The organism is Yersinia similis (assembly GCF_001053095.1).
GTDB classification, from domain to species: domain Bacteria; phylum Pseudomonadota; class Gammaproteobacteria; order Enterobacterales; family Enterobacteriaceae; genus Yersinia; species Yersinia similis.
Window position 1 is genome coordinate 33,843 of sequence record NZ_CGBP01000035.1, and the last position, 20,435, is coordinate 54,277.

The following is a 20,435-nucleotide window of genomic DNA, read 5'->3' on the forward strand; positions in this document are numbered from 1 at the left end:
AGATAGAGATATCAGGCTCATAATGAGAGATTGATCAGATAACATACTGATTCAGTCTCTATCACATACATTTATTCGTGAGCCACCATACAAACAAAACCTAAAAATAACTTATAAGCAACAATTTTATAACACATCGCTTGACTGAATTTTCACCACCCTTATATTCACTGTATTAAATAATAAATAGAGTTTCATATATGAAACGACAATAACAAAAAGGAGGCACCAGATGAGCTGGATGAGGGTATGTGAGGTATCTCTGGTCAAAGAGGATTTTCCTTTTTCCGCCAAAGTAGAAGGTAAAGCGATTGGTATCTACCTGATTGAAGGGGAATACCACGCGATGGAGGATATCTGTCCTCACGCCTATGCACTATTGAGCCAAGGTTTTATTGAAGATGGCAAGGTTGAGTGCCCGCTACATGAGGCGGTATTCGATATCCGCACTGGCCAGTGCCTGCGAGGACCGGGAGGCAGAGATATTCATAAATACCCCGTACGCGCTATTGATAACCAAATTCAAATTAAATATATCGCGGAGGAATGATGAGCAAACCTATTGACGACATTAATCCTTGGTTACCAGATACCCAGCAACTAATCCCTGCATCTGGAGGGGGAAATGGGCAAATCCACCACCCCGGTCACTACCAAAATATCATCTGGCAAAACCGTGCACGTGTACCGGATGGTTTTGAAACCGCATTGGTTGCCACGCTAGAGGAGATTTTCGAACAAGGCCATCATCAGTTGGGACAGGTCATTGCGGTGCTTAATGAACGGCGTGTTTTCGATAGAAGCGGTACCCGCTGGACAGAGGTGAGCTTCCGTCATTTTCTACAGGTCCATGGCTATTGATCAGAGCAAGGAGCGACGAATGAATAATCACACAACAGACTCAGAACTCAACGTGCAGGCTTATCTGGACCAAGGGATCCGTGGCTTGTGGTATCCGGTTCTGGCCAGTTGGGAAGTGACGGGTAATCCTATTGGTATCACCCGCCTTGAACAGCAGATAGTGATATGGCGAGATAGTGACAATACGCTGCATGCCTTGGAAGATCGCTGCCCTCATCGTGGCGCTCGGTTATCGATGGGGTGGAATCTTGGTGACAGAGTGGCCTGTTGGTATCACGGAGTCGAGGTTGATGGCGCGGGAGAAGTGAAAGATGTTCCGGCCATTGATAACTGCCCGCTGGTAGGACAGAAATGCTTGCGTAGCTATGCAGTTCAAGAGAAATATGGGGCCATTTTTCTCTATTTTGGTGTCACGGCCGATGAAGCGCCGTCAGAACTGACCTTCCCACAAGAATTGGCCAATGAAGAAGACTATAGCCACTTCCTCTGTACCGCCAGTTGGAAAAGTAACTACCAGTATGCGGTCGAGAATGTGATGGATCCGATGCATGGCACCTATTTGCACTCTTCGTCACACTCAATGGCGGATGGTGATCGCAAGGCGGATATGGAGCTAGAGCCTACCGATACGGGGTTTATCTTCAAGAAAGTGGGCCAACTAGGGGTCAATTTTGATTGGGTCGAGTTCGCCTCAACGGGCAGTTGGTGGCTACGCCTTTCTATTCCTTATAAGCAGCGTTTCGGACCCGGCGGTGAATTTTGGATTATCGGCATGGTCGTCCCTGAGGATAAAGATCATTGCCGGGTGTTCTTCTGGCGTATCCGTAAAGTCAAAGATTGGCAGCGTGATATGTGGCGATTTATGTATCGCAATCGTCTTGAAGGCCTGCATTGGGATGTCTTGGAACAAGATCGCGTGGTGCTGGAGAATATGGCCCCCAATGCCCGTGGTCAGGAATATCTTTATCAGCACGACGTCGGGCTTTCCCGTCTACGGCGCATCATGCAAAAAGAGGCCAAAAAACAATTGGCGGTGCTGCGCGAACAGTCCGCAGTACAGGCAGGGCCACGATGAGTCGGCTATTGGCTGGGCAGCGTATCGTGGTGACCGGTGCCGCGCGGGGCTTGGGATACAGTTTTGCACAAGCTATCGCTGATCAGGGGGCCAGCGTGGTGATGTGTGATATTCAGGCCGAGAGGCTGGTGTCCAGCGCCGCGCAACTACGGGAACAAGGCGCTGAGGTGGAGGCTATTGTTATCGACCTGGCCGATCCCGAATCGATAAAACATGCATTTACACGTATTGCCAGTGGGGGGAGCATTAATGGCCTGGTGAATAATGCGGCGTTGGCTACGGGGGTAGGAGGCCAGACCATGATGGAGTACGACATTGAACTGTGGGATCGCGTGATGCAGGTCAATGTACGGGGAACCTGGCTGGTGTCACAGGCGGCGGTACCGCTACTGGCACAACACGCGCACAGCAAAATTGTGAATGTGGCTTCGGACACCGCATTGTGGGGCGCACCACGCTTATTAGCCTATGTGGCAAGTAAGGGGGCGGTGATCGCCATGACTCGCTCAATGGCGCGTGAGCTGGGTGAACAAGGTATTTGTGTTAATGCGATAGCCCCCGGTCTGACCTGCGTTGAAGCCACGGAATACGTCCCACGTGAACGACATCAATTGTACGAGAAAGGGCGTGCTTTACCGGGCGCGCAGCATCCCGCAGACGTGAACGGTTCAGTGCTATATTTGTTGTCGCCGCTGGCTAATTTTGTCACCGGTCAACTACTGCCAGTGAATGGTGGTTTTGTTTTCAATTGATACCACGCAGAGAGGGGAACGCGATGTCAGACGATCAAGAGTGCCGTTATCTGATCCCAGGTTTGGAACGGGGGTTAAAACTGTTGTTGGCCTTCAGTGAGCAGCGGCGGGAACTCACCTTCGCAGAGATGCATCGTCTGGTTGATATGCCGAAGGCCACCGCCTACCGAGTGGTGCAAACCCTTGAGCATATGGGATTCCTTGAACGTAATAAGCGCGGCAATACTTTCGCCCTTGGGCATAAGGTTTTACGGCTCGGCTTTGAATATGTTGCTTCACTTGATGTTACCCAGGTTGGGCAGCCGGTGATTGAGCAACTGCGTGACAGTAGCCGATGCAGCAGCCATTTGGCGATCCGTGAGGGGCAGGATGTTATCTACATTGCTCGTGTTAGCGCTGCCGGTTCGACGATCAATCAAGTCAGCGTTGGGACGCGTCTGCCCGTACACCGTACTTCGCTGGGGCGGGTATTGTTAACCAGTATTTCACGTGAAGAGTTTGAGCGCCTCTACCCCGATCCATTGCTCCCGGATTGTTCTCCCGGCTCACCTGGCGACCGCGAAGCCTTGTGGGACATGGTGCAACAGGACAAGGCCAGAGGATATGTTATTGGAGAGTCATTCTTCCGTATCGGCATCTCTTCAATCGTCTATCCGATCTATAACCGTGAAATGCAGGTTGAGGCTGTGGTCAGCATTATGGTGCCTGTAGTGGAGATCCCAAAAGAGGATCGCGAACGGCTACGGATTGAAGTCAGGGATGCGGCGGAGAAAATTTCATGCTTTTTAGGCGCACCACTTCGCGCTCGTGCCAGCTAGCGGTGTTAACCACGAACATTTAGCCGTGGGCATTTCACGATATAGCCCGTTAACTGTTGGTCATTAACTCATTGTCAGCGATTAACTCATCGTCGGCTATGAACTAATGGTCAGCGATTAACTCACTGCCAGCTATTAACTCACCGTAGGCCGTTAACGGCAGCGGATTTATCACAGGTAAAGCCAGTTCATAGACTCATCTTGCTATGGGTCGGGGTTGCTGCATGCCTAAAAAAGCAAAATTCACTTACCAGTGAGGCAAGACAATGAACATAACAGGGATCGAAAAGCTGGAATTTGGTGTTGAAGATCCGGCAATGTGCGAGAAATTTATGCTTGATTTCGGGCTGCAGCCGTTAACGACGCAAGACGAGAGAGGCATACCCACGTTTGCCACTCTCAGTGGGGCGCAAGTGGCGATTTATCCCCAGAACAGCAGCGCGTTACCCGGTGCTTTTGAACCGGGATCGACACTAAGGCGCATGACCTGGGGAGTGGGGACGAAACAGGATCTGGCTGCATTGGTGGACCCACTCTCTCGGCAGCCAGACTTCTCACAATGGGGAGGGAAGATTGAGTGCCGTGATCCCAATGGCATGATGCTGCGTTTTGTGGTGAGTCAACAGCGTGAGGTGATGCTGCCCATCTCACCAATCAATCAGTGGGGGGATATCCGCCGGATCGATAAAGCTAGCCCAGTGTATGAACATGCACAGCCGATCAATATTGGTCACGTGGTGTTCTTTGTTGAGGATTTGGCCGCCGCTGAACGTTTCTACTGCGATGTTCTCGGCTTTCAGGTCTCTGATCGTTATATCGATAGGGCGGTATTCCTGCGTATGCAGGTACGCGGTTTTCACCATAACTTGTTCCTGTTGAAGCTACCCAATCGGCCACGTGGTTTGAACCATGTGGCATTCACGGTACGCGATATTCATGAAGTTATTGGCGGGGGAATTGCCATGAATCGTGCGCACTGGAGCACATTTATCGGCCCTGGGCGCCACCCTATCTCTTCCGCCTACTTCTGGTATGTCAATAGCCCCACTGGCGGCGCTTTCGAGTATTACACCAATGATGATTTCCTGACCGAAAACTGGCAACCGCGTGAGCTTGAGCACTCATTGGTTTCCTTTACCGAATGGGCCGTTGAAGGGGGAATTGATCATCACACTCGCCGGCAGCAGGCAAAATTATGAATACGCCAATAACGGCAGATGATGCCGGTATCGTCATTATTGGTGGGGGGCAGGCGGGCGGTTGGGCGGCTAAAACGTTACGTGATGAGGGATATACCGGCCCGCTGGCGGTGGTCAGCGATGAAGATCATGATTTTTATGAGCGGCCACCGTTATCCAAAGCGGTGCTGTTGGATCAAAGCGATGAACCCGAGTTGAGCCGTCTGTTTTGTGCCGAGACGGTTGATGGGCTGAATATCAACTGGCACCGGCCACTACGGGTAGAGTCCATTCTGCCAAACGAAAGCAGGGTGTTGCTGAATAACGGCCAGTGTTTGCCTTATCGTCAATTATTAATCGCTACCGGCAGTAGACCCCGTTTTCCAGCGGGGGGGTGGGCATCACATCCGCAGGTGATGGCGCTACGTTCTTGGAATGATGCGCTCAAACTTCGAACACAACTGCGGCAATGCCGTTCATTGGCTATCGTCGGCGGCGGTTGGATCGGTCTGGAAATTGCCGCATCAGCACGCAAGCTGGGTATTGAGGTGACGGTATTCGAGCGGCAGGGCGCCCTCTGTATGCGCAGTGTGGGCGGTGATGTTTCAGCCGCATTGATGGCTTTACATCAGCAACAGGGGGTTGAGATCCACTGCGACTGTGGCGAGATTGCACTGCGTGACGACGGCAATAAGCCAAATCTGCAAAGCGCTATCACCGCCCCGAAGACCTTCGATCTGGTGGTGGTGGGTATTGGTGTTGAGCTGAATGTCGAACTGGCACGGGCCGCCGGGCTGGTTGTTGAAACCGGTATTGTGGTGGATCTACAGGGCCGTACCAGCGATCCGGCAATTTTTGCTGCGGGCGATGTGGCTGCTCATCCTACCCTTGGGGTTTGTTTGCAATCCTGGGCTTATGCACAGAATCAGGCCATTGTTACGGCCCGTGCCATGTTGAATGCAGAGGCCGCAGGTTACAGCGATGCTGCCTGGCTCTGGTCAGATCAGTACGATTGTCATATCCAGATCCTCGGTATCCCCGCCTTGAATTCACAGCAAGTGATACGCCGTAGCGAGACCTCAAGCGTATTTTTTTTCCTCAATGATGCATTCCAATTGGTTCAGATGGTGGCCTTTAACGAGCCTCGTGCGATCAAGCTGGGCAAGCGCTGGTTGGCGAGCGGCAGGGTCTTGGATCCTGCACAACTTAGCGATCCGGATTTTTCCCTGATGAACCTGAAATGACCGTGACGTCAGTGACTGCAAATACAACTTCTTCACCTGTGGGGTATATACCATGTCAATACAAGAAGTGGATAAAACCAACGATCTATCGCCTGACCCGGCCAGCAGCGAACAAGAGGCCCCGATACACTGGTCGATCCCTCTGGCGCTGCTGGCCTGCGTTCTACTCGCTTTCTTCGATAAAGTCAGTATCGCCGCCCTGTTTTCAGATCCTGCATTTCAAAATGCGCTAGGGATCGACTTCGACACCACCCGGCTTGGCATGTTGATGACCGCATTCCTGCTCTCCTACGGTTTTTCCTCCACCTTCCTGAGTGGCATCGGCGATAGGTTCAGCCCGACCAAAGTACTGATTGGCATGATGGTGATATGGGGGGTACTGATGGTACTGATGGGGCTAACCCGTTCGTATAACACCATGATCGTACTGCGTATTCTGTTGGGAATAGCCGAAGGGCCACTGTTTCCGCTGGCGTTTGCCATTGTGCGTCACTCTTTTCCACAGCGGTTGCAGGCACGGGCCACCATGCTGTGGTTACTGGGGACGCCTATTGGTGCCGCTATCGGTTTCCCGCTAACCCTATTTATTCTGCACCGTTGGGGCTGGGAGGCCACATTTTTCATCATGGGCGCGCTGACGTTACCGGTGATGCTGATGGTGTACTACGGGCTGCGTCACGTGAAGATTGAACGTAATATCCAAAGCGCGGACGGTGTGCGAACACCACAGGAGGTGACGACCCGCAAACGGGATCGTCGTGAGCTGTTCACCAGCCCCCACTTCTGGCTGGTCTGTATTTTCAATATTGCTTTCCTGACCTATCTGTGGGGGATCAACGGCTGGTTACCGAGCTATTTGATCAAAGGTAAAGGGATTGATCTGGCCTATGCCGGCTATCTCGCGTCTGTTCCTTTCGTCGCCATGTTAGTAGGGGAGGTACTGGGCGCATGGTTCTCAGACCGCCTTAACAGACGCGCGCTGTCCTGTTTCCTTTCACTCAGTGGTGCTGGCGTTGGGCTGATTGCGGTGCTCTATGTGCAAAACACCTACGCGGTTATTGCGGCGATGGCATTCAGTACCTTTATGTGGGGAGTGGGCGCACCGAATGTTTTTGCATTACTGGCCAAGGTGATCAGCAAACAGGTCAGTGCGACGGCGGGCGGTGTCTTCAACGGATTAGGCAACTTTGCGGGGGCGCTGGCACCGGTGGTGATGGGGGCGTTAATCGCCACGTTTAACAGTATGGACAGCGGATTGATTTTTCTGGTGGTGATGGCATTGACCGGCAGCATGGTGTTATTGCCGCTGCTGCGCCGTTACTGATAACTGATTAAAAGGAGCATAACCATGTCTGATACCAATACGACTGATTCCAACCGATCTGATACTCACATCATATCGGCTAACGGTGCGATTAAACCGGAAACACTCTCTATGGAACAGTGGGTTGAGTCGCGTATCGCCCGCTTTGAGGGGCGTAAATATGATTGGGATGCCCTGAAATTCCAGGCTGATTTTGATCCTAAATATCGCCGCGCCCAGATGCGTTATATCGGTACGGGGGCAACCGGTATCGACAGTGATACCAACACCGTACCTGCCGGTAATTTCACCTTCTCAACCATGGTATTACCCGCCAAATGTGAGGGGCCACTGCATCTACATGCGGATGTGGAGGAGGTGTTCTTTATGTTACGTGGCAGCATCACCTTGTTTGTGCGCGATGGAGATAATGAATACCAGACAGTGCTGCATGAGCGTGATCTGATCTCTGTGCCTCCCGGTATCTATCGCGGCCTGTTCAACCACGGCGAAGAAGAGGCATTGATGTGCGTGATGTTGGGGACCAATAAGCCGGAGATCCCGACCTACCCGTCGGATCATCCGTTATCAAAAGTGAAACGCAGTTGATAACCAGCGGGAGACGGGGATGAACGCAGAGATGGCGATGCCCCTTTACCAAGGGATTTTTGCAGGCAGGGAGCAGACCTGGCTGGAGGCGGGGCAAGGGCGGGTGATTGTGCTGTTACATGGGATCAGCTCGGGTGCGGCTTCTTGGCACAAGCAACTTGAGGATCATCGGCTGACCCAAGTCTGCCGAGTGATGGCCTGGGATGCACCAGGCTATGGTTGCAGCGCGGATCTGGTGAATACCCAGCCCAGTGCCGATGATTATGCGCAGCGACTTGCGGCATGGCTGACGGGGATCGAGGTTGAACAGATACTGTTGGTTGGGCATTCGCTCGGTGCGCTGATCGCCAGTGCTTATGCTGCACGTTACCCCGAGCGGATCGCCAGTTTGGTGCTGGTGGATCCGGCGCAAGGCTACGGAACCGCCGATGAGGCACAGCGCAATCAGGTGTTTGAACAGCGGCGTCATGCCATCAATGTACTGGGTGCTGGGGAATATGCCCGTCAGCGGGCGGGGCATCTGCTGAAAGAGGGGGCGGCTGAGGTTGATATTGAGCGGATACGTGTAGGTATGCGACGTATCCGCCCTGGCGGTTTTCTCGCGGCGGCATGGATGCTGGCTAACGATGATATTGGCCGTTATCTGTCAGCTTATTGTGGACGGCTGCAAATATGGTGCGGTGATCAAGATAAGGTAACGCCCCCCGCAGGCGCTGAACGGCTGGCTGAGTGCTACGCGGCCCCTTTTTCTTTATTACCTAAGGCCGGACATGCCAGCTATTTGGATGCCCCTGCGGTCTTCAATCGCTATCTGCTGCAATTGATGGACGAATGGGATACCCCGGCAACAGGAGTGCTTGAGTGATGAATCTACAAATAGCAGGACGGGTCGCGGTGGTTACCGGTGGTTCTTCGGGGATTGGTTTTACCACGTTGCGGCTACTACTGGCCGAAGGCGTAAAAGTGGCCTTCTGTGGACGTAATATTGAACGGCTTCATCGTGCGGAGGCGCGTCTGCGTGAGGAGTTTCCCGCAGGTGAATTATTGGCCTACCGCTGTGATGTGCTGGAAAGCGAGCAAGTAGAGTGTTTCGCCATGGCGGTGGCTGAACATTTAGGCGGCGTCGATATGCTCATCAATAACGCGGGTCAGGGGTTTGTGGCGCATTTTGATCAAACGCCAACCGAGGCTTGGCTACATGAGGCTCAACTCAAACTGTTTGGCGTGATCAATCCAGTTAAGGCCTTTCTATCGCAATTAGAAAACTCGGATATCGCGTCGATCACTTGTGTCAACTCGTTGTTAGCACTACAGCCGGAGGAGCACATGATCGCCACCTCTGCGGCGCGGGCGGCATTACTGAATATGACACTGACACTGTCGAAAGAGCTGGTAGGGAAAGGCATTCGGGTGAACTCAATCCTGCTTGGCATGGTGGAGTCTGGGCAATGGCAGCGGCGTTTTGCTGAACGCAGCGATAAAAGCCAGAGCTGGGCGTCATGGACAACCGCACTGGCAGAAAAACGCGGCATCCCAATGAAGCGTTTGGGCAGACCAGAGGAACCGGCACAGGCTTTGCTGTTTTTGGCTTCACCACTGGCCTCGTTTACTACCGGTGCGGCACTTGATGTATCCGGCGGCTTTAACCGTCATCTGTAATTCAGGAGCTGGAATGAAAAAAATCATGCTGATTGGTTTTGGTGCGATGGCGAAGGAAGTTATCGCCCGCTTACCTGAGGGCGTTGCTGTTGGCTGGATAGTGGCTCGCGAAGGGCATCATCCACAGATCCGTAAGCTGTTTACAGGGCAAACGGCGGTATTGAACCATCCTGACGAGTGCCAGGCGTCTCCTGATCTGGTGTTGGAGTGTGCTAGCCAAGAGGCAGTGGCAGAATTTGGCCCGGCCGTTCTGCGGCGAGGCTGGACGTTGGCGATCATTTCTACTGGCGCACTGGCAGAAGCCAGTCTGTACGAGCATTTACAGCACTGCTGCCAGCAATATTGTGGTCATTTGCTGTTGTTGTCTGGTGCTGTCGCAGGCATGGATGGTCTGGCTGCGGCCCGTGAGGGCGGGCTACAGCAGGTGACCTATCAGTCTTGTAAAAGCCCCGCCAGTTGGCGCGGTAGCGCAGCAGAACAGATGATCGATCTAAATCAGGTGACCGAACCCCAAGTATTTTTTTCTGGCTCGGCGCGAGAAGCCGCTCGGTTGTTTCCGGCTAACGCCAACGTTGCCGCCACGATTGCCCTAAGCGGTATCGGCATGGATGTGACGGCGGTCGAATTAAAGGTCGATCCTGCTACGCAACGCAATACGCATACTGTTTACGCCCGTGGCACCTTTGGTGAGTTTCACGTCGTGCTCAGCGGTAATCCACTGGCGAGTAATCCTAAAACCTCGACGCTGGCCGCTCTGAGCGCCGTTCAGGTTTGTCGCCGTTTGGTTGAGGATGGTTTGTTGTCGTTTGGTTGAGGATAGTTTGTTGTCGTTTAGTTGAGGATAGTTTGACGGCCTGAAATAAGGAGTTAATGATGAAAATGCAGAAGATTTATCTCGCAGGTGAGTGGCGTGAAGGGCGGGGAACTGAAATGGCGTCCTATTTTCCGGCTGATGGTAGCCTGAATTCGCGCTTGTATGCGGCTAGCCTGTCAGACGTTGAACTGGCGGTAGAAGCGGCGGATCTCGCCTGGCGTGCGCCGGAATGGCGTGGCCTGATGGCTCATCAACGTGCGGCAATCTTATACCGTGTTAGCGAACTGATTCTGGCGCAGCAGGATGCGCTGGCCCAATTACAGACGCGGGATAACGGTAAACCGCTGGCGGAAAGCCGTGGGTTAGTGCTCAGTGCGGCGGCAACCGCACGCTATTTTGCCGCCGCCTGTGAAGTACTGGAAGGAGAACTGCCCACCCAGCGTATTGCTGAGGTCATCACCTTGAGCACCTACGAACCTTTGGGAGTTATCGCGGCCATCACACCATGGAACTCACCTATTGCCAGTGAGATGCAGAAGATAGCGCCCGCGCTGGCCGCAGGTAATGCCGTGGTACTCAAACCCGCGGAAGCCACCCCGCTGATGGCGTTAAAACTGGCTGAACTGTTCGAATCCGCAGGGTTGCCTCCTGGTCTGCTCAGCGTCCTGCCGGGCAAAGGCTCAGTGATTGGTGAAGCCCTGGTCAAACACCCCAAAGTGCGGAAAATCTTCTTTACTGGCGGGACCCGCACTGGCCGCCATTTGGCACATCTTGCCGCTGAAAAGCTGATTGCGACGTCTCTCGAATTGGGGGGGAAATCACCGACCATCGTACTGGAGGATGCTGACCTCGAACAGGCGGCCCGCGGTATTTGCTACGGTATTTTCAGCTCTTCAGGTCAGGCATGTATTGCTGGATCACGTCTGTTTATTCATCGCTCACTGTATCAACCGCTGTTACAGCGGCTGCTGGCGTTGACGGCCGGTCTACGTATCGGCGATCCGTATGAACCCGGTATTCACCTTGGTCCTTTGATCTCCATGGCGCACCGCGAGCAAGTGATCCGCTATGTGGATCTGGCACGTCAGGAAGGGGGGCGGGTGTTGATGGGGGGTGAGATCCCCGCAGATCCACGACTTGCGGCAGGCAGCTATTATCTGCCGACCATTATTGATGGGTTGAATAATCAGGCGCGGGTTTGTCAGGAGGAGATCTTCGGGCCGGTATTAGTGGTAATGCCTTTCGATGATGAATCACAACTGGTGGCGGAGGCCAACGACTCGGTTTATGGCTTGGCTGCGGGTATCTGGAGCCGTGATTTTTGTCGAGCGATGCAACTGGCGGCAAAGCTCGAAGCCGGTACGGTCTGGATCAATACCTATAAAAATTTCTCTATTTCCACGCCGTTCGGCGGTTTTAAGGAGAGTGGCTTGGGTCGAGAGAAGGGGCTTAACAGCATTAAGTCGTATATGCAGCAAAAGAGCCTCTATTTGGCGCTTGATCACCGCAGTAATTCATGGAGTGACTGAACCTCTTCACAGAGATCCCCTTTTTCCAGCATCGATTTAATAAGAAGGCAGATAATGAGCGAAAAAATTACGGTAGGCGAGGCGATTGCCCGCACGTTAGAACAATATGGAGTGACGGCGATTTACGGCATCATCTCCATCCATAATCTGCCCGTTGCGGACGCTATTGGGCAAAGGGAACGTATCCGCTTTATCCCCGCCCGCGGGGAAGCTGGAGCGGTGACCATGGCCGATGCCCATGGACGTTTTTCTGGACTAGGGGTGGCGTTGACCAGTACCGGGGCCGGAGCGGGTAATGCGGTCGGCTCAATGATTGAAGCGCTTAATGCGGGAACGCCTTTATTGCATATCACCGGTCAGGTGGAAAAAGCCTATTTGGATGCAGAGGTCGGTTTTATTCATGAAACCAAAGATCAGATGGGATTCCTGCGCGCTTGCTCTAAACGAGCCTACCGAGTCAGTTCGGCGCAGCAAGCGTTGGCATTGCTGCATCGAGCTATTCAGGACGCTCAAACGCCTCCTTGTGGCCCTGTCGCGTTGGAGATCCCCATTGATATTCAGAATACGCTGATCCCGGCGACGCTAGTGAGTGAACCAGTAGCACCACTGCGTGTGGCTGAACTGGATCCACAACACGTCGAGCGGCTGTATCAGCAGCTACAACAGGCGCAACGGCCCATTATGTGGGTAGGCGGTGGGGCGATTGGTTGCCAACAAGCGGTACGCCAACTGGCGGATGCGGGTATTGCGGTGATATCCAGTACGCATGGGCGCGGTATTCTGCCAGACAGCCACCCACGCAGCCTGCGCGCATTTCATAACTCGCCCTCGATTGAGGCGATCCTACAACAGGCCGATTTAACGTTAGTGGTGGGTTCCCGGCTACGCAGTAATGAAACCCGGACCTGGACGTTGCCGCTGCCACTCCCGATAATCCAGGTGGATATTGATCCCGCCGCATCCAATCGCAACTATCTGGCGACAGACAGTATCGTTGCTGATTGCCGGGCTTTGCTGCCTGCGTTGGCTGCTCGTTTCATTAGCGGAGAGAAAGAAGAAATAGACATAAAAGAGAAGAAAGAAAATATTCACTGGGATGCACAGATAGTCAGCGCTGTAGCAGAGGCCGAGGCCGAATTACGCCAGCAGTCAGGGGTTTACGCGGCCTTAAACGATGCCATTGAACGTGTCTTGCCGCAAGACGGTCTGCTGGTCCGTGATATTACCGTCTCAGGTAGCGTCTGGGGGAGCCGGTTGTTTCGTGCCCATGCGCCGTTGTGCAATATCCACTCTTTGGCTGGTGCCATTGGCATGGGGCTTCCAATGGCTATCGGTAGCGCCATTGCTAATCCACTGCGTAAGGTGGTGGGGTTAGTGGGCGACGGCGGCTTAGCGCTAGGATTGGGAGAACTGGCCACCATGGCGCAAGAGCAGGTTAATCTGACACTCGTGGTGATGAATGACGGTGGGTATGGTGTGATGCGTGGCATTCAGGATAAATATTTCTCTGGGCGGCAATACTACAATGAGCTACTGGCACCGTCATTTACCGGTGTTGCCGATGCCCTTGGGCTAAAATCCTGGCGTATTAATGATACCAGTCAGTTTGCCAGTGTGTTAGCTGAGGCAGTGGAATACTCTGGGCCGTCAGTAGTTGAAGTGGATATGAAGCTGATAGGCCCCTTGGTGTTTGCTGGCCCGCCACAGAAGACGCTGTATTGAGGCCGCTTGGTGGGCGGCCCGATGCTGCTGGCTCTGGAGTGAATGACCCTGTGTTCAAAATAGTGGGTGGTTTAAAGGTCTGGTTACCATAATTTTCTTGCTGTTCTGGCACCGCGTTAAACAGTGGTTGATTAAGTGCATTAGCTATGAAGGGGAATTCAAGGGCTGAAAATGGTGGGCTGAGTCAAATAACAAAGCCCACACTTTTCAGATTAATTTGATACGGCTTCCCGGCTACCGGTGTTTTCTACAATCATTAAGTGTTTTCTACAATCATTAAGTGTTTTCGATAATCATTAATTGATCGCGACGTAACGTGCCATTTAGCACCAGCTCGTCAATGACATCACTAATTACTTTTCTTAACGTACTGCTCGTTGATTTAAATCCCAACATGCGTGAAACCGTGATCACTAATTCGTCATCTGTGGCCCCTAAATTATTTTTAATAATTTGGCGAATACCAGAAGCAATTTCTTGTGGTGCTATCATTTCTGGTTTTCGAACGCCAGCAGACTGCACGCCTTGGCGATTACGTATTACTGGTGACGTATTTGGATGAGAGAGGAAGGACTCTGTTCTTACGATATTTCCTTTAGTACACGCGAGAGCAACAGCCTGCTCGACGGCGGCTTCAATACGAACGCCTGACCGCTGTAATCCCCATGATGTCCTCAATCGAGTCACTACCTCGTTGAAATGAACGGGGGACTCTATCATCACAACGTGTTCGACCCGCTCAGCCAAAAGGCTGACAGGGGTATCATGTAACTCATAGGTAGGATGCCGTTGGGGGCTTGCTTCAACATAGTCATTTGAACTGAGAGTGGATGAATCGACACCGACAAGACTGATTTCCGTCACAGGGCCACGATCAATAGTCATAATTTCTACCTGCACCGCCCGACGCGCTTGAGCACCGAGTTCAAGTCTTGTCGCACATTCTGCTTTCGCTGATTCAATGGCCGCCAGGGTTCTCTGCAACTGCTCATCAGGCCTTTGGAACCAGTCAGTGCTCCATATCCGATGGATAATCCATCCGTGATCCTCAAGCACCGCTTGACGTAAACGATCGCGTTCACGGGCAGAACGTGAGGCGTGGTAGGATTTGCCATCACACTCAATACCTATAAGGTATCGCCCCGGTGTTTCGGGGTCAGCAATACCCAGGCCAATGTAAAATCCGGCAATCCCAACTTGTGGATGCACTTGGTATCCAGCAGCTTGCAATGCATCAGCAACTTGCTCTTCAAAAACACTGTCAATTTCCCGCAACGGTGGTTGAGCCACTGAGAGTTGCCCGGTGCGTGCATATTGTAAAAATAATTTAAAGGCGTAAACCCCTTTACCTTTTGCTCGCTCAAGATCGATATCTTCATCGGTTATTGAGGCGAAAACCTCGCACCGGCGTTTAGCCCGGCTGATTAAGACATTCAAACGGCGCTCCCCTCCCTCAGCACCTAGTGGACCGAAACGCATGGCCATATTGCCTTGAGCATTTTTGGCATATCCCACGGAAATCATAATGACATCACGCTCATCGCCCTGAACGTTTTCCAGGTTCTTAACAAAAAAAGGTTCGCTCGGATGAGAACAGAAAAAATTCTCCGTACCGGGATTTAAGCGGCGTAGGACTTCAAGTTCATCTTGAATGGCTTTGCGCTGGGAAACGGAAAAAGTGGCTACGCCTAAGGATAGTTCTGGGCTATTTTGGGCATGTTGCAAGATGGCCTTCGCCACATGTTTCGCTTCAATCGTATTGGTTCCCGCGCCACCCGATGCAAAGACCCCCTCAGGAACATGATAAAACTGCAATCCCGTACCCGCTTCTTGGGTATAAGGACTAGGGACTATAAATAATTTGTTCTCATAAAATTGGTTATTGGATACCGCAATTAAGGATTGGTGACGGCTACGATAATGCCAACGCAACATACGCTGAGGTAATCCCCTCGCCACGAAAAGACCCAATATACTTTCAATATCTGAAACTTGAGTCGTATCATCGTCTTCATCAGTACTCGATTCGGTCATTTTGGCGAAGAATGTGGTTGGGGGCAGTTGCCGCTCATCGCCCACGATAACGACCTGTTTGCAACGGGCAATGGCACCAATGGCATCAACTGGTTGAATTTGACTCGCCTCATCCATGACTAATAGATCGAAGGTTTGCCGCCCCGGAACGAGAAATTGAGCCACGGACAGTGGGCTCATCATCATCACGGGTTTCAGCGCTTGTATGGCCGAACCTGCTTTTTGCATCAATTGCCGGATCGGCATATGCCCACGTTTACGCGCCATTTCGCCGCGTAAAATCCCAACTGGCCCAGCGCCACCTTCTTTTGATGGAATACGCCGATGATGAGCACGAACCACTTCGATACTGGCCGCCTTAATTCGTTCTAAGTCGAGCCTGGAGAAATTAGCCGTTAATCGGGAATGCAACTCGCCATCAAAGCGGGCCAGCTCGGGATCCTGTTCAACCATATGAGCCAAAATCGTTTCATAATAGGCCCGTTCCATGGTGGGGAGTGCTTCTGCTAAAGAAATCTGACCGCTGGATAACCTATCGACTAAAGCGCTTAATCCTGAATTCTGGGCGGTAGCAGCACGATGTTGATATGCGACCCATTTGGATAACTGTTCTGAATTAATAAGCCATAAATTAAGTGTGTTATATACGTCTTGTATGTTCAAGTGCGCAAACGAAGTCGCTCTGAAAAGTATTTCTGGTTTCGCCTGTAGTTCGTGAGATATTTGTTCAATACCCAACAGAATAGACTCACGTTCACTTAGCAGATGTTCTACCGATTCCATCAGCTTATGCCGCTCATGGAAAAGTTTTGCCACTGTAAAACGATATTGTGAATATTGCTGCATCCATATCGCGACGCGTTCAAACTCATGCCAATTGGAGTGAGTTCCTTGCCAAGTATCATCGAACGCTTGCTGACCTAATTGGCTTTCGGTAGAAATTTTCAGGTTTAATGATTGTAATTCAATAATTCGCGTGATGAGTTGGCTGTGCTGATCAATATTTTGAGGCGAATGTTGTAAGACCTGATGAGACAGCTTATCAATCCAGAGGAGATGGTCCACTTGAGCTTCGACCGCGTGCAAGGGAACGCGGTCGACCGAGACTTCATTACTGAAGTAATCACTCACTCTTAAAGAGTAAGCCTGCCAGAGTGTGAGCAGTTCTGGCTCTATTTCTCGCATTAAATTATTGACTTGCGTGGCTCTGACTTTAACGATACTACGGTCTGCTAATTGACTCACTAATACGCGAGGTTCTGAGCCAAATCCTCTTAACGTCCGCATCCATTCGACCAAGGCCCGCAGCGGCTCACTGTTACTGCGATCGCTTCTCCAGTCTGCCCCAAAAGCGGATTGACCAAAGCTATGTCCTTCCCTGATTTTGCTGAGTGCGGCCTGCCCTTTTAGCAGTTCATCAAGTAGCTTTAGCAAGTCTGGCACAGGGAGCTTAGGATTTTGTATAATTGAACGCCCCAGCGCCCGCGCCCCACGCCATTTCCCACTCAAGAAGCGTAATGGCCCGGTTTGTGTCGCCAGTATTTGTCTGGCTATTTTTACATCGGTATCCCAAGCGATTTCATGTAACTCAGTACCCCATGTCGTTCTTATCAATTCCAGCGTTGTAACGGCATCAACCAGGTCAGATGCTTGTTCAACCCCGTGATCCCAGACCGATGCAATAAATGCATCTGAGCTGGCTTCAGGCGCATCAGCCACGCGTTCTGCAAGTGCGGTTAACCGTGCGATATCACTAAATGTTTCGTAAATACCTTGCTGTGCGCCTAACTCCTTATGTAAACGGCTAACTTCCAAGCTTAATCTTGGGAGTAAATCTTTCAAGGTACTGGCCGCTTTAAATCCAGAGTATAAAAAATCCTTTGGCAGCTTGGATAAAGCCCCATTTAAAGCATCTAATGGTATTTCTATTGCCTCAGGTGTTATCGCATCGGCAAGTTTTGCCGTATCTTGCTGGAACTGTAAACCGTGAGAAATAAGCGTTTGTACCGCTTGAAGATCGGCATTCCATTCTGAGGCGGTTAATGCTTCTTGAGATAACGACGGTGCCCCTGCCACTATTTCGGCCACCTTTTTAAGGCTCTCTAATTCACTGAACATGGACGGTTCTGGCGTGACTGCCAATGTTTTTGCCAACACATGCACTTCAGATTGTAAGATTTCGACTTGTTGTTTTTGCTGGCTTAGTCTTGGTAGCAGGCGTTCAACCTCAATGGGCAGGATCTCTTCACGGCCTACACCAAACCAAGGGTGGTCATCGGGTAAACCAATGTCATTGATACGCTGAGTTAACTCACTAACTAATTCAAGGCGTTTGAGATAGTCGTTATTTGACCACGTCAAGGCCCCATCAAGGGCGATATCTACCGGCTGTTGGCCCGCTCTACGCAATCGAACGAGTTGCCCCATCACCTGATAAGGCGTGAGTTCGGAAGGGGAATAATATTCGTGTAGGCGGCGAGCATGTTCATTTAACACATCTCGCGACGTCGTCAGGTTTTCCAGCAAAACCTCTGGCAGCTCACCGCGAGGAGTTCCCAATTCCCAGACGCGTTTTAATTCATGCAGCAGCGCACGTTTATTGGCTTTATTGCTGTGTAATTCTAAGCAGGCATCACCAACACCCGCGTGGTCTAAGCGTCGTTTGACCACATCTAACGCCGCCATTTTTTCAGCGACAAAAAGAACGGTTTTTCCATCTGCAATAGCAGAAGCGATAACATTCGCGATAGTCTGCGATTTACCGGTCCCCGGCGGGCCTTGAATAACAATATTTCGGCCCTTGCGCACATCGTGAATGGCGAGTGTCTGGGAGCTATCACTATCGACAATATGCAGCATTTCCTTTGGTTGAATATGCTGATCAATGGAGTCATCGTCAGAAATCAAGGCATCAGGGGCGTCGAAACCATCGGTCAGTAGCGCCCGGATAATTGGCTGTTCCGTGATTTTACTGCCATCGGGCCAATTTTCAGGATCGAGGTCACGGTACATCAAAAATTTAGCAAACGAGAAAAACCCCAAGGTAATATCGTCCACCTGCACCGCCCAATCTGTTTTGGTGGCAACCGCTTCAGCAATGGCACGCATATAACCGACAATATCGAAATCATCTCCCATATCAAAAGTGGGTAATTTGAGCTGATGTACTTTATCCAAATAAGATTCAAGTGATAGATTTGGCAGGAGTTCCTCAGGCCTGGCTTTTAGTTTAAATTGTTCTCCAGCCGTTCCACGATCCAATATCACCGGTAATAAAACTAATGGCGCAAAACGGATATTTTCTTTATTTTTGGGATCCACCCATTTTAATGACCCTAAGGCTAAAAACAGTATATTGACCCCTTGCTCCTCTTCTAATGTCCGCGAGTCGTGGTAGAGGTCGAGTAACCGTGCCTGTAGGCCTTTTGGGGTCATCCGTGTTTGTAGTTTTGTATCGATATGCCTTGCATGGGGTTCTTCTGAGTCATCCTCTTCCGGTTGTTGTAAACTGGAATAAGTATATTCATCTTCAATAAGTTCCTCAGTATCTTCATTTATCTTCCAACCTCTCCCAGATAGAAAAGTAAATGTCTTTCCTTCTTGTTGGAGTAGACGATAAATATGCTCCGAACGTTCATCAATAATTTCTATGCTTTTTGCTGTTTTAGAGCGAGGAATGTTTAGTAGTTTATTTCGCGCAGAAAGATCAAGCAACTCAGTACGCGCCCGCTCCAATTTTCCTTCTAAGGATAAGCGGCCTTGAAAAAGTGAATTTTCTACGTCCATAATTTTTATATATTCCAATTGGTTAAATTATAAAAATACAATCTTTGGGATAGGCATCGGCGCATCATCCAGTGAGAGTATTAGTAAGGAAATACCAAGGGGAGATGGGGTTGCACAAAAGATTCTATACTGCTGGTAACAGGGTACTACTGATTAGATATTAGCGGTATTTAACTTTTAGCTATTTCTTTAATGGAAGAATTCTCATAAGAAAAAAGTGATGAAAATCACATTTTTGACACTGCTAATTTAGGCGAAAAAAAACAAGCCTGTCGGTACTAAATAGATAAAAATATTAAATATAAATGATATTGATCTTTAATATCCTATTTAACAGCATTAAATAAAATGGCATTATCAGTTAAATCACGAAAATAAAATGCTCGGAACGGCGTAGGGTAAGGGAAATCTGTACTTTTTAATAACAAGCATCAGTATTCAGTTTCATATGCCAGCATCCCTATCATTTAACTGACAGATAAAGTATTAACATGATCTGAGTGTAGAATGTTTAAAATACAATCATTTTAAATGTTGATCGTGAGATTTTTATCTTTAAAGAAATACGTATCATATTGATTTAGTTGTTAATTTTATTAAATAGGAATTTTCCTACAAATAACGGGACGAGTCTTAATTATTGTTTTTTATCTTTCTATTACTATTACTGTCTATCCTTATAAATGGTCACTTCATTCTAGTGACTCAACAATCGATAGAGCGTGTTCCACCCTCATGTTTGCTGATGATACTGAGATAATGTCAGAGGGAATATTTCTCCTTCTGGACTCTATTTATGTCTGAATTATGCAATTTCAGCAATCCCCAGTGATATGCCATGTCTGCGATAAATTCAGGCAATTAATAGAGTACATTTATGCATATACAATTCAGAGAGCTTGTTTCTACCTCACCCGCGCAACCGGACGCTGGGCATCAACACCTCTTCAGCCGTGTTCCTGCAGCCGCGATTAATCCCATTACATTGGCGATTATTGTTGCATTCTCCACCCTCGTCTTGCCACAAACCGCACGGGCGACGTGCAGTAGC

The 20,435-nt window shown here is 50.4% G+C and carries 15 protein-coding genes; 14 read left to right on the top strand and 1 reads right to left on the bottom strand.

Features of this window, described 5'->3' with window-relative positions; genetic code table 11:
* The first annotated feature begins 232 nt into the window (after positions 1-232).
* The 14 genes from AC971_RS18790 to AC971_RS18855 all read left to right on the top strand — a co-directional run bounded on the left by AC971_RS18790 (position 233) and on the right by AC971_RS18855 (position 13,564).
* Positions 233-550: a non-heme iron oxygenase ferredoxin subunit gene (locus AC971_RS18790; protein ID WP_025381325.1), complete on the top strand. Its 318-nt coding sequence runs from the start codon at positions 233-235 to the stop codon at positions 548-550.
* Positions 550-861: a recombinase-like helix-turn-helix domain-containing protein gene (locus AC971_RS18795; protein ID WP_025381324.1), complete on the top strand. Its 312-nt coding sequence runs from the start codon at positions 550-552 to the stop codon at positions 859-861. Before AC971_RS18790 ends, AC971_RS18795 begins: the two co-directional genes overlap by 1 nt.
* Positions 862-880: 19 nt before the next feature.
* Positions 881-1,936, top strand: coding sequence for an aromatic ring-hydroxylating oxygenase subunit alpha (locus AC971_RS18800; protein WP_025381323.1), 1,056 nt, complete (start codon positions 881-883; stop codon positions 1,934-1,936).
* The gene (locus tag AC971_RS18805; RefSeq protein WP_025381322.1) at positions 1,933-2,688 is read left to right on the top strand and encodes an SDR family oxidoreductase; all 756 of its coding nucleotides are present in this window, start codon (positions 1,933-1,935) and stop codon (positions 2,686-2,688) included. Before AC971_RS18800 ends, AC971_RS18805 begins: the two co-directional genes overlap by 4 nt.
* Positions 2,689-2,711: 23 nt before the next feature.
* Positions 2,712-3,506: an IclR family transcriptional regulator gene (locus tag AC971_RS18810; protein WP_025381321.1), complete on the top strand. Its 795-nt coding sequence runs from the start codon at positions 2,712-2,714 to the stop codon at positions 3,504-3,506.
* 266 nt (positions 3,507-3,772) lie between these two features.
* Positions 3,773-4,705: a VOC family protein gene (locus tag AC971_RS18815; RefSeq protein WP_025381320.1), complete on the top strand. Its 933-nt coding sequence runs from the start codon at positions 3,773-3,775 to the stop codon at positions 4,703-4,705.
* Complete coding sequence (locus AC971_RS18820; RefSeq protein ID WP_025381319.1) at positions 4,702-5,928, top strand: NAD(P)/FAD-dependent oxidoreductase; 1,227 nt, start codon at positions 4,702-4,704, stop codon at positions 5,926-5,928. Before AC971_RS18815 ends, AC971_RS18820 begins: the two co-directional genes overlap by 4 nt.
* A gap of 52 nt (positions 5,929-5,980) precedes the next feature.
* The gene (locus AC971_RS18825) at positions 5,981-7,252 is read left to right on the top strand and encodes an MFS transporter (protein ID WP_025381318.1); all 1,272 of its coding nucleotides are present in this window, start codon (positions 5,981-5,983) and stop codon (positions 7,250-7,252) included.
* Positions 7,253-7,363: 111 nt separating this feature from the next.
* On the top strand, positions 7,364-7,840 hold the full coding sequence (locus AC971_RS18830) for a cupin domain-containing protein (protein ID WP_048677795.1): 477 nt from the start codon (positions 7,364-7,366) through the stop codon (positions 7,838-7,840).
* Between the two features lie 19 nt (positions 7,841-7,859).
* Positions 7,860-8,705 carry an alpha/beta fold hydrolase gene (locus tag AC971_RS18835; RefSeq protein ID WP_025381316.1) on the top strand — a complete coding sequence of 282 codons (846 nt, stop codon included), beginning with the start codon at positions 7,860-7,862 and terminating at the stop codon, positions 8,703-8,705.
* The gene (locus AC971_RS18840; protein WP_025381315.1) at positions 8,705-9,499 is read left to right on the top strand and encodes an SDR family oxidoreductase; all 795 of its coding nucleotides are present in this window, start codon (positions 8,705-8,707) and stop codon (positions 9,497-9,499) included. Before AC971_RS18835 ends, AC971_RS18840 begins: the two co-directional genes overlap by 1 nt.
* Before the next feature lie 13 nt (positions 9,500-9,512).
* The gene (locus AC971_RS18845; protein WP_025381314.1) at positions 9,513-10,313 is read left to right on the top strand and encodes an aspartate dehydrogenase; all 801 of its coding nucleotides are present in this window, start codon (positions 9,513-9,515) and stop codon (positions 10,311-10,313) included.
* A gap of 59 nt (positions 10,314-10,372) precedes the next feature.
* A complete protein-coding gene (locus tag AC971_RS18850; protein WP_025381313.1) occupies positions 10,373-11,842 on the top strand; it encodes an aldehyde dehydrogenase in 1,470 nt (489 codons plus the stop codon).
* A 54-nt stretch (positions 11,843-11,896) separates the two neighbouring features.
* Complete coding sequence (locus tag AC971_RS18855) at positions 11,897-13,564, top strand: thiamine pyrophosphate-binding protein (RefSeq protein ID WP_025381312.1); 1,668 nt, start codon at positions 11,897-11,899, stop codon at positions 13,562-13,564.
* Positions 13,565-13,840: 276 nt separating this feature from the next.
* Here the strand turns inward: AC971_RS18855 and AC971_RS18860 are convergent, their stop codons facing one another.
* A complete protein-coding gene (locus AC971_RS18860) occupies positions 13,841-19,384 on the bottom strand; it encodes a DUF3320 domain-containing protein (RefSeq protein ID WP_080985307.1) in 5,544 nt (1,847 codons plus the stop codon).
* Between the last annotated feature and the right edge of the window lie 1,051 nt (positions 19,385-20,435).

What these genes read in the sequence shown, in the direction of transcription:
- AC971_RS18835 (WP_025381316.1), top strand. Translation starts at nt 7,860, where the DNA reads ATGAACGCAGAGATGGCGATGCCCCTTTACCAAGGGATTTTTGCAGGC.
- AC971_RS18825 (WP_025381318.1), top strand. Translation starts at nt 5,981, where the DNA reads ATGTCAATACAAGAAGTGGATAAAACCAACGATCTATCGCCTGACCCG.
- AC971_RS18810 (WP_025381321.1), top strand. Translation starts at nt 2,712, where the DNA reads ATGTCAGACGATCAAGAGTGCCGTTATCTGATCCCAGGTTTGGAACGG.
- AC971_RS18860 (WP_080985307.1), bottom strand. Translation starts at nt 19,384, where the DNA reads ATGGACGTAGAAAATTCACTTTTTCAAGGCCGCTTATCCTTAGAAGGA.
- AC971_RS18805 (WP_025381322.1), top strand. Translation starts at nt 1,933, where the DNA reads ATGAGTCGGCTATTGGCTGGGCAGCGTATCGTGGTGACCGGTGCCGCG.
- AC971_RS18855 (WP_025381312.1), top strand. Translation starts at nt 11,897, where the DNA reads ATGAGCGAAAAAATTACGGTAGGCGAGGCGATTGCCCGCACGTTAGAA.
- AC971_RS18800 (WP_025381323.1), top strand. Translation starts at nt 881, where the DNA reads ATGAATAATCACACAACAGACTCAGAACTCAACGTGCAGGCTTATCTG.
- AC971_RS18790 (WP_025381325.1), top strand. Translation starts at nt 233, where the DNA reads ATGAGCTGGATGAGGGTATGTGAGGTATCTCTGGTCAAAGAGGATTTT.
- AC971_RS18840 (WP_025381315.1), top strand. Translation starts at nt 8,705, where the DNA reads ATGAATCTACAAATAGCAGGACGGGTCGCGGTGGTTACCGGTGGTTCT.
- AC971_RS18850 (WP_025381313.1), top strand. Translation starts at nt 10,373, where the DNA reads ATGAAAATGCAGAAGATTTATCTCGCAGGTGAGTGGCGTGAAGGGCGG.
- AC971_RS18795 (WP_025381324.1), top strand. Translation starts at nt 550, where the DNA reads ATGAGCAAACCTATTGACGACATTAATCCTTGGTTACCAGATACCCAG.
- AC971_RS18830 (WP_048677795.1), top strand. Translation starts at nt 7,364, where the DNA reads ATGGAACAGTGGGTTGAGTCGCGTATCGCCCGCTTTGAGGGGCGTAAA.
- AC971_RS18815 (WP_025381320.1), top strand. Translation starts at nt 3,773, where the DNA reads ATGAACATAACAGGGATCGAAAAGCTGGAATTTGGTGTTGAAGATCCG.
- AC971_RS18820 (WP_025381319.1), top strand. Translation starts at nt 4,702, where the DNA reads ATGAATACGCCAATAACGGCAGATGATGCCGGTATCGTCATTATTGGT.
- AC971_RS18845 (WP_025381314.1), top strand. Translation starts at nt 9,513, where the DNA reads ATGAAAAAAATCATGCTGATTGGTTTTGGTGCGATGGCGAAGGAAGTT.